The sequence below is a fragment of the Mesorhizobium sanjuanii genome, from assembly GCF_002529485.1.
GTDB lineage: Bacteria > Pseudomonadota > Alphaproteobacteria > Rhizobiales > Rhizobiaceae > Mesorhizobium > Mesorhizobium sanjuanii.
The window spans coordinates 1-9,199 of sequence record NZ_NWQG01000115.1; the positions used below are offsets into that span (position 1 = coordinate 1).

General features: G+C 59.2%; 8 protein-coding genes. 3 read left to right on the forward strand and 5 right to left on the reverse strand.

Features of this window, described 5'->3' with window-relative positions; translation table 11 throughout:
- Positions 1-208 precede the first annotated feature (208 nt).
- From CN311_RS18315 to CN311_RS18335, 5 genes are all read right to left on the reverse strand, one after another.
- Entirely contained in the window at positions 209-1,405 is a 1,197-nt protein-coding gene (locus CN311_RS18315) for a tyrosine-type recombinase/integrase (RefSeq protein ID WP_245440866.1), read from the reverse strand.
- A 352-nt stretch (positions 1,406-1,757) separates the two neighbouring features.
- A complete protein-coding gene (locus tag CN311_RS33470) occupies positions 1,758-2,330 on the reverse strand; it encodes a hypothetical protein (RefSeq protein WP_245440867.1) in 573 nt (190 codons plus the stop codon).
- 36 nt (positions 2,331-2,366) lie between these two features.
- Positions 2,367-3,362: an ABC transporter permease gene (locus tag CN311_RS18325; protein WP_097575155.1), complete on the reverse strand. Its 996-nt coding sequence runs from the start codon at positions 3,360-3,362 to the stop codon at positions 2,367-2,369.
- Between the two features lie 2 nt (positions 3,363-3,364).
- Positions 3,365-4,861 carry a sugar ABC transporter ATP-binding protein gene (locus CN311_RS18330; protein ID WP_097575156.1) on the reverse strand — a complete coding sequence of 499 codons (1,497 nt, stop codon included), beginning with the start codon at positions 4,859-4,861 and terminating at the stop codon, positions 3,365-3,367.
- A 69-nt stretch (positions 4,862-4,930) separates the two neighbouring features.
- On the reverse strand, positions 4,931-6,121 hold the full coding sequence (locus tag CN311_RS18335) for an ABC transporter substrate-binding protein (RefSeq protein ID WP_133117213.1): 1,191 nt from the start codon (positions 6,119-6,121) through the stop codon (positions 4,931-4,933).
- Positions 6,122-6,244: 123 nt separating this feature from the next.
- On the opposite strand from CN311_RS18335, the gene CN311_RS18340 reads away from it, so the two are divergent.
- The 3 genes from CN311_RS18340 to CN311_RS18350 all read left to right on the forward strand — a co-directional run.
- Positions 6,245-7,186 (forward strand): DeoR/GlpR family DNA-binding transcription regulator, encoded by a 942-nt coding sequence (locus CN311_RS18340; RefSeq protein WP_342586685.1) that lies wholly within the window; start codon positions 6,245-6,247, stop codon positions 7,184-7,186.
- The gene (locus tag CN311_RS18345) at positions 7,173-8,267 is read left to right on the forward strand and encodes a four-carbon acid sugar kinase family protein (protein ID WP_097575159.1); all 1,095 of its coding nucleotides are present in this window, start codon (positions 7,173-7,175) and stop codon (positions 8,265-8,267) included. Before CN311_RS18340 ends, CN311_RS18345 begins: the two co-directional genes overlap by 14 nt.
- A 227-nt stretch (positions 8,268-8,494) precedes the next feature.
- Positions 8,495-9,199, forward strand: a 705-nt coding sequence (locus CN311_RS18350; protein ID WP_245440868.1) for a PdxA family dehydrogenase, incomplete at its 3' end; no start/stop codon positions are given.

Consider the following 9,199-nt stretch of genomic DNA (forward strand, 5'->3'; position numbering starts at 1 on the left):
GCATATTATTCTAACTTTACTTAATAGGGAAAACTTACGCACCGTATTATTTGGCAATTTGTATCGATTAACGTTGTCCAGAACTACCTTTGCTCTTCGGTAACTCCCATGCTCGCCCTTTAAAGCGAATAGGCCCTCACCTGCAAATTCTTGGCCGGCGTGATACTGCGGTGCAGCGACTTCATTCTCGCTGGACGCGGCGTGGCCTTTACGTACTCGGGGTGGCAACACTATTCTCCCCTACGAAGTCTGCCCAACTTTGCATCATCTCCCGCCGTTTCTCCAAGAGGTCACCGCGTCTATAGGCGGCTTCAACTTTGTTCGCGATCGTATGAGCCAACGCCATCTCTGCGATTTCACGCGGGAAGCTGGTTTCTTCCGCTGCCCAGTCCCTGAAAGCTGATCTGAAACCATGGGCTGTCGCCTTGACCTTCATGCGCTTCATCATAGCCAAGAATACCATGTTCGACATCGGGCTTTCACCGGATGCATTCGGGAAAACGAAATCGGCACTTGGGAAGAAAGCCCGCGCGGATTCCAAAATTTCAATGCAACGGTCCGTTAGCGGCACACGATGCTCGCGCTTCGCTTTCATGCGTGCTGCCGGCACGGTCCAGAGCTTGGACGCGAGGTCAAACTCGCTCCATTTCGCCTGAATAACCTCGCTTGTTCGGGAAGCGGTCAGGATCAAAAATTCGAATGCCCATTTAGCAACCGGCCCGGAACCGGATTGTTGGAGCGCTCGGACAAAGCCGGCGACCTCTGAGAAAGGGACGGCGGCATGGTGCTGATCAGAATCAGTTTGTTTAGGCAATCCGCGACTGACCCCGTCCACCGGATTATCGCCCGACCGGTAACCCGCCGCCTTTGCCCAATCCAGGACGGTATTGATCCGCTGGCGGACTCGCCTCGCAGTCTCGGGTTTGGTCAACCAGATCGGCGAAAGTGCCCTAAGCACGTCAGGCGTCCCGATCGCGTCCACCCGGTAGTCGCCAATAACCGGATACGCATACTGGGCCAGCGTGTTGATCCACTGTTTTGCGTGCTTAGGGTTTTTCCAACTGACCTCGTGTTCTGCGTGGACTGTCTCAGCCGCCACCTGAAAGGTGGGGACGACTCTACGAGCTTCACGCCGCGTTGCCAGAGGATCGCCGCCGTCGCGCGCCACCTTGCGATAATTTTGTGCCGCCTCCCTCGCTTGGGCAAGCGATGTGATTGAAAGACCGCCTAAACCAATGTCGCGCCGCCGGCCTTGGACGACGGTTCGGAGCAGCCAGCGTTTGGCTCCCGATGGGTCAACAACCAGATAAAGTCCATTCCCGTCTGCGTATCGGCCAGGAGCCTTGATTTGCTTGACCTGCAACGCGCTCAGCGCTTTGTCTGGATGCCTACCCGAGTTTTTCAATGCGTCACCCTAAGTCGCCACCCCACATTTCAACCCACATCGTATTCGGGATTCCAGCGAATTGCAATGAACGGCAGTGGACATGAATAAGCCGGGACATTTGCGCAAGGCTTTGTTTTTACAGCATCTTATGGACGGCCATGGACGACACCGTACGATGTATTGGCTGACGCTCTCTCCGCCATCAGCCGCCGATTGCCCTCCGCGGCGCGATACCGCCGCCGATCACCGCACTCCACCAAGCGGCGCGGTGAACCGCCGTTTTACGCTATAGCCCGATACCTCTTGACCGAACCTCAAGCTGCTGCAACGCAAAAAAGGCAGCTTACGACCCCTCCACATCACCGCGCCATCAGCGCGAACACACCCCAACCCAAGTATTCACGCGTGTATGCGGCATGTCGTACGGGTTCCGAGGTAAGTTGGGCTCGAACATCTCTCCCGAAGTCGTCCTCGGGATTTGCGTCGAGCCAAGGCGCATAGTGAGCCACTTGGCTGCCTCGTACCTGTCCCAGTCGTCTTGATTTGCCAGGGCCATTTCCACGACATCGTATTCGAGGTTGCCGAAAGACGCGAGAAGGTCCGGGAGCATGAGAAAGTCGGAGATCGAACCGGCACGGCATGCTTTGGCAATGTCTTCTGTCGGCGGTAGTTGAAGCCAGTATGGCTCGCCGATGCTGCTTGCCGCCATTCCCAGGCGGCAATCCATCGGAGCGGAATATGACGGGCGCTCGGTGCCTTCAGCGGATATCGAGGCGCTTCGACAGTCCACCGAACGCCGGGTGTGCGTCTCGTCTTGCTTACCTACCGTGCGCGGGTCGGTCAGGTGCGGGACCTGATCGTTGCCGGCAACGAGGCGCAGATGGCTGACGCGGCCTTCATGGCCGAGTTGAAACGATGGCTGCGGTTCAATCCGCGCAGCCATGGAGTCCGGTGACGGCCGCGTACGGAATGTCTCCCATCACTTTATGATGCCGATCTTCTTTCGATCGATGGTTACGAATACGGCGCAAACAAGCACAGTGCCTTTGACGATATTCTGGAGATATGGGTCGACGCCCGCCATGTTCATGCCATTCGACAGAAGCGTGATTATCAGAACGCCCAGCACGGTACCGACAACACTGCCGACACCTCCGGTCAAAGGCGTCCCTCCGACGACCACCGCGGCAATGACGTCCAGTTCAAGCCCCTCGCCGAGCTGGGCCGTGGCGGCCATGGCGCGAGCGCCCTGCAGCAATCCCGCGATGCCGCACAGGGCCCCGAGAAGTACATACATGTAGATTTTCACGCGGGCGACCTGGATGCCCGTTAAGATGGCGACACGTTCCCCGCCGCCAATAGCGCGAACCTCGCGTCCGAACACCGTTTTGTTGATGATGACATAGGCAACAACCGTCAGCACCAGGCCGATGACCACGGAATGCGGAATGCCCAAGGTCCGGTTGGTATAGGTGTCCAGGAATTGCTCGTCCTCTATGGAGACCGGGGCGCCGCGGGTAAAAAGAAGCACGATGCCGCGGTAGACCACCATCGCTCCCATGGTTGCGATGAAGGACGGCACCTTGCCTTTGGCGAGGAGCACGCCATTGATCAAGCCGGCAACGGAACCAACGGCGATGGCGGGAATGATCGCCGCAGCGCCAAGGCTGTCAGCTGTCAGAGCGGCCACCAATGCCGCGAGTGCAACGATTGAACCGACCGAAAGATCGATGGAGCCGGCCATGATGACGAAGGTCATGCCGAGCGCCGCAACCAGCAGCACCGTGCCCTGTTGAAGCACGATAAGAAGGTTGCTGAAGGTCAGGAAGCGTGGCGAGGACATCGAAAAAATCACGACCAGCAGAACGAGCATGGCAAGCGGAAAGGCGCGTTTGGCGACTTCGAACCTGCTTGCGTTCAGGGTCGGTTCGCTTGCGCTCGGCGTTGTGGGGCTTGCTGTCTCGTTCGTCTTCATAGTCAGGCCATATGTCCAATGATGTCGTGTTCGGTGACATCGGCTGCGTTCTCGATGCGATGCGTGACGTATCCCTGTCGGAGCACCAGCAAGCGGTCTGACATGCCGATCAGTTCAGACATGTCTTCGGAAGACAGGATTACGGCGACGCCCTGCGCCGCCTTCTGCCGTATGATGCGGTAGATTTCCGCACGGGCGCCGACGTCAACGCCACGCGTAGGATTGTTGAGCAGCAGCAGGCGAGGTCCGACAGCTAAGCATTTGCCGATCACCACCTTTTGAAGATTGCCGCCGGAGAGGGAGCGGCAGGATGCATCTACGCCTTGGGTCTTGATGCCGACCTGAGCGATGAGATCACGCGCGATGGCGATGGCGGCGGCGCGATCGAATAATGGCCCATGGTGCGGTGGGTGGGCCATCACCAGATTGTCGAGAACACTGAACTCGGCGATCAGTCCTTCATTGTTGCGGTCACCCGGCAGGTGAGCGACGCCCTGTCGCCAGGCGAAAGTCGGGGTCGATGGCGCGTAGGGCTCGCCTGCCAGCGTCATCGAGCCTTGGCGCATGGGCAAATCGCCGCAAATGGCCGCGAAAAGCGCTTCGGCGCCAGCGCCTTTCAATCCGGCAAGGCCGAGGATTTCGCCACCACAAACATCCAGGCTGACGTTGCTGAGTTCGCGCCCAACGGCGACGTCGCTGACTTCGAGAACGACGGAACCCCGCGCCGCCTTGCCCGGATCTTTCGCCGGTCGCGGCGGATAAATACTTTTCGCGAGCTCGCGCCCCACCATGCGGCGATGAATTTCGTGGGGCTCGATCTCGGCCGTGCGATAAGTTCCGACAAATTGCCCATCCTTCAGGATCGTCAATTCATCCGCGACGGCAATCACCTCGTCGAGGTGATGAGAAACGAAGGCCACGGTCATCCCCTGCCCCTTGAGTTCGCTGATGACGCGAAGGACAGCCTGGACCTCTCGATGATCGAGATAGGCGGTGGATTCATCGAGAAGGAGGATCTTCGGATCCGTAGACAGCGCGCGGGCGATCTCGATGCATTTCAGCTCGCCGAGATTGAGGCGGCCTGTCTCCGCAGAGACCGATATCTGCGCGCCGATCCGTTCGAGGATCGTTTGCGCCGCTCCTTCCATGCGTCTGCGATCGATGAGACCGAGGCGCCCGGTGAACTGCCGCAGGCGATCGATGAAGATGTTTTCAGCGACAGACAACGAACGGTTGATCGTGATTTCCTGGTAAACAAGCGACACGCCAAGGGCCGCCGCACCGATAACACTTGGTGGGGCGTATCTTGCGTCGTCCAAGGTCATCTCGCCACTGTCAGGCCGTTCGGCACCGGCAAGCATACGCAGGGTCGTCGATTTGCCGGCTCCGTTTTCACCGACGATGGCGTGAACGATACCAGGCCGAAGCACCACCGAGACGCCGTCCACGGCACGTGTCTGGCCGTAAGTCTTGCGCAAATTGCTCGCGGTAAGCGTCATGAATTGAACCACGCCAATGCCAGGGAGAAGCCTGCCTGCAACCGCTTGCAGGCAGGCCGAACCTTACGTTTAGTTGCTGTATTGCATCTCGAAAACGGCCGGCTTGGCGTCCTTGTTGTAAAAGCGGGAGTGCTGCCGGAAATCATAGGTGGGCACGCCGCCCGGAAAGTCCTTTTCAAACTGCGCAACGCGATCCTTGGTCAGCGGCAGCAGCTTCAGCTTGACATTGTCGGCGCCGGCGGGAACCGGAATGCCCTTGATCTGATCGAAAAGGGCAACAAGGGCGAAGCCGCCCTGAAGCCAATGACCGCCGATGTCGAAAAGCAGTTCGCCGGACTTTACCGCTTCGACATTTTCAGGGTTGAGATCCATTGCGACGACCATGACGTCCTTCCCCGGCTTTTTCCCGTGATTCTTGAGAGCAGCCATCACGCCGGTCGCAGTGCCGCCGTTCGCGGCCCAGACGCCGGTAATGTCAGGATTACCCTGGAAGAGTGATTCAAAGGCGGTCTGTGACGTATCACGGACGAAATTGCCGTCGACTTCACCGGCGACCCGCACATCGGGCGCTTCCTTGAGAGCATCTTCCAGCCCCTTGCGACGATCAATGGCGACCGAGGTGCCGGCAGTGCCGTTGACCACACCGATCACTTTTTTGCCATCCGGCCCGGGCTTGATCGCAGCGAACAGCGCCTTGGCCATTTGGTATCCAGCGTCTTCATCGCTCGGCCCGATAAAGGCGATGTAATTGGGGAAACGCTCGGTTTGAGGCGAAAAATCCGGATAACTGTCGGTGAGGATGACCGGTATCTCGGCTTCCTTCGCCAAGGTAAGCCCACGGGCCGCAGTGGCCCAGTAGGGCGTGAAGATTATGCCGTCGACCTTCTGGGCCACCAGATCCTCAAGCGACTTGACCATCTGGTCAGGCTTGTTGTCGGCATTGAGCACGACGAGATTCACGCCGAGTTCATCCGCTCCCTTTTTCATGAAAGCGACATAGCTGTTCCAGAATTGGGCATCCAGGGTCGGCACGACAACGCCGACCGTGGGGCCGTCGGCCGCAACGGCCGCCGTTGACAAGAAGGCCGCGGCAACGACGCCGACGACGGCCGATTTCAGCCTCGACAAGAAAGACATGGTTCCTCCAACCCGGTTCGCAACGGAGCCCGCAGGCCCTTGCATTGCTGATTCATTTATTTTGACCAGAACTGCCCGCTTCCAACCATCAAGTGACGACGGTTGACGAACCGTGATTATCACATGTGGTCAAAATCAGTCAAAATAATTCTAATAAAGCCAAAAGCGATAAGAATTCGCTCATTGACATGACAAACCAGTGGGATCGTCGGACGAATTCGTGATATTCGCGATGCTGGGCTCGCTGTGATTCCGGCGAGCGTTGCTGCACTGTGCGGAGATGCGAACGTGGCTAAGAATGTTCGAAGATCAACGGTGGAAGATATGGCGCCCTCAGCGTCCGCCGGGTCATGGGAAGACGATGGCGGGCGTGGACGGGTCGATCTGATCCCGGCCAAGCGTCACGCTTTCATTCTCGAATGCCTTAAACGGGAAGGAACCGTCGGCGTTCAGGAACTCATCGACCTCATCGGCGCGTCACCTTCTACCATCCGGCGCGACCTCGAGACGCTGGAACGGCAGGGTGCATTGGAGCGAACGCATGGCGGAGCGATGCTTCAACGCACGGAACTCGCCACCTTCGAGCCGGATCTCGCCACTGCCGCGCACTTCGCCAGGGCTGAAAAGGAGGCCATAGGTGCGGCCATGATGTCGGAACTTCGCGCCGGCCAGAGTGTCATTTTCGACTCAAGCACGACTGTTCTGGAAGTCGCCCGCGCCATCGCGGCTGCACCCATTGCGCTTACGGCTGTCACCAACAGTCTCGCGATCGCGCAGATACTCGCAACCGTGCCGGGAGTACGCCTCGTCATGCTTGGAGGCACCTGCAAGCCGGGTTCTCTAACTCTGGTTGGCCAGCCTGGCGAGAATTTCCTGCGCACCATCCACGCCGATGTGGCCATTCTGGGCACTCATGCCATCACCGGAGACATGCTCACGGAGACCTCGCTTGAGGTCGCGGCGATGAAGCAGGCGATGATCGCCGCGGCGCGCCGCGTCGTCGTGCTTGCCGACAATTCCAAATTCACCGCTCCCAATTTCTGCACCATCTGCCGTCTGGCCGATATCCACCAGATCATTACCGACGAGGGCATCGATCAGGCCAGCCTCACCAATCTCCGCACGCTCGATGTGAACGTCCGGGTCGTGCGCGTCAGCCGTTCGGGTTCTTCAGTTGAGCGCTCTTGAGCCTGTGGATGTCCGGATCATCGCCGACGACCTGACCGGCGCCCTGGATAGCGCGGTTTGCTTCGCCTCGCCAAGCCACGGCATGGGGGTGAGTTGGCACCTGGGTCGTGCGTTCTCGGCCCGTTTGGCTGTCGATATCGCCACACGTGAGGGCGCCGAGACGACGGCCGTCGCGAGACACTTGAGGTTCGCACCATGGCTCGCCGACGGACAGCTGAGCTTCAAGAAGATCGACAGCCTTTTGCGCGGTCACGTCATCGCCGAAATAGAAGCCTGTATCGCCGAGGGGGCGTACCAGCGCGTTGTTCTGGCGCCTGCGTTCCCGTTTCATGGCCGTGTTACACGCCTTGGGCGTCAATGGCGGCTCGATCGGCCCGAAATGGTAGGTCCCGACATCGTCGCCGGTCTAGGCCAGCGCTTTTCGGCTGGGCGTTCGATACCGGCGGCACGGCCAGTTCATTTCATCACTCTCTACGACGCCGAAACGGACAAGGACCTGGACGAAATCGTTGCCACGGCGTGCGCGCCGCGGACGCTCTGGGTTGGTACGGGCGGCCTCGCTGCAGCGCTGGCACGACACCTAGGCATACCACACAAGCCTGTTCCGGCATTGTCCGCCCCATTCCTGGGCCTTGTCGGCACAAATCACGAAGTCACAGCGGGACAGGTGGCCTTTTTTGCCGCCAGGCATGCCGATGCGCATATCGTCGTGGGGCGCGACATCGACAAAGCGAAAAGGGATTTGGCGAAACGGATCATGCAAGGTGCGCCGTCGGTTGTCACCGTCGTTGCATCAGGTGATCGCCACGCGGTGGCGGATCATATCGGCAAGGTGTTTGCCTCGCTCCTCGACGGCTTGCCAAAGCCCGGAACGCTGCTCGTCACTGGCGGCGAAACATTGCGATCGGTGTGCTCCAGCCTTGGCGTTGTCGAACTCACGGTCGAGAGCGAGATTGAGCCGGGGCTTCCGATCTCCAGAATCAAAGGCGGCGTCTTCGAGGGGCTAGCCACAATTTCCAAATCTGGCGCGTTCGGCGACAGCGCCCTGCTCTGCAGGCTCGCGGCTCTCGCGCGTCGCTAATCACGACGATCGCCGGCAAAGACATCGGGCGGGTCCATTCTCGCCGGTCAAATGACGTCAAACGATGGGTCGGCAGCCGGCTACACGGGGACTGCCCCCACAGAGACGTGTGAAAACAGGCGGATTTCGCCATTCAGGTGATTGCGAATGACTGCAAAAGAAAACTATTGCGCATTCATGGTTAGAAGGATTAGAAGATGACCACAATTGACCGATTAGGGGCGTTTATGTCTGGTCCAAGACTCGGCATCACCATGGGTGATCCTGCGGGCATCGGCCCTGAGATCATCGCAAAGGCATGCGCACGGCTGAAACCGCGCCTTGCCGACGGATCGTTGTCGCTTCTCATTATCGGCAGCGTCACCGCGATGCGTGCAATGGAGCCGATTTCCGGACGCATTGAGGAGGAAGGACCGTCGGCTTCAGCCGCTGGGAATTTTCCGCCGGTAGCCATTCTCGAAGCCGGCCCCGAACGGACCCCCATTGAGACAGGCATCATGTCGGCCGAAGGCGGGCGCCTCGCCTATCTGGCGATCGAAAAAGCCGTTCGCCTGGCACAGGCCGGTTCAATTGCAGGCATCGTTACGGCTCCTCTCAACAAGGAAGCGCTCAATCTGGCCGGCTATCACTATGCCGGTCACACCGACATGCTGGCAGAACTGACAGGTGCCCGCGATTCCGTGATGATGCTTGCCCATGGCGATTTTCGCGTCAGCCATGTCTCGACGCATGTGGCGCTCGCCCAGGTTCCGTCGAAATTGACCGAGCCCCGGTTGCGGCGGGTAATCCAGTTGACGGTCGAGGCGTTGCACGGCCTCGGCATTGCCCATCCCCGCATTGCGGTTGCCGCGCTCAATCCGCATGCTGGCGAAGGCGGCATTTTCGGTCGTGAGGATATCGACATCACGGCCCCGGTCGTCGCTTCCTACACC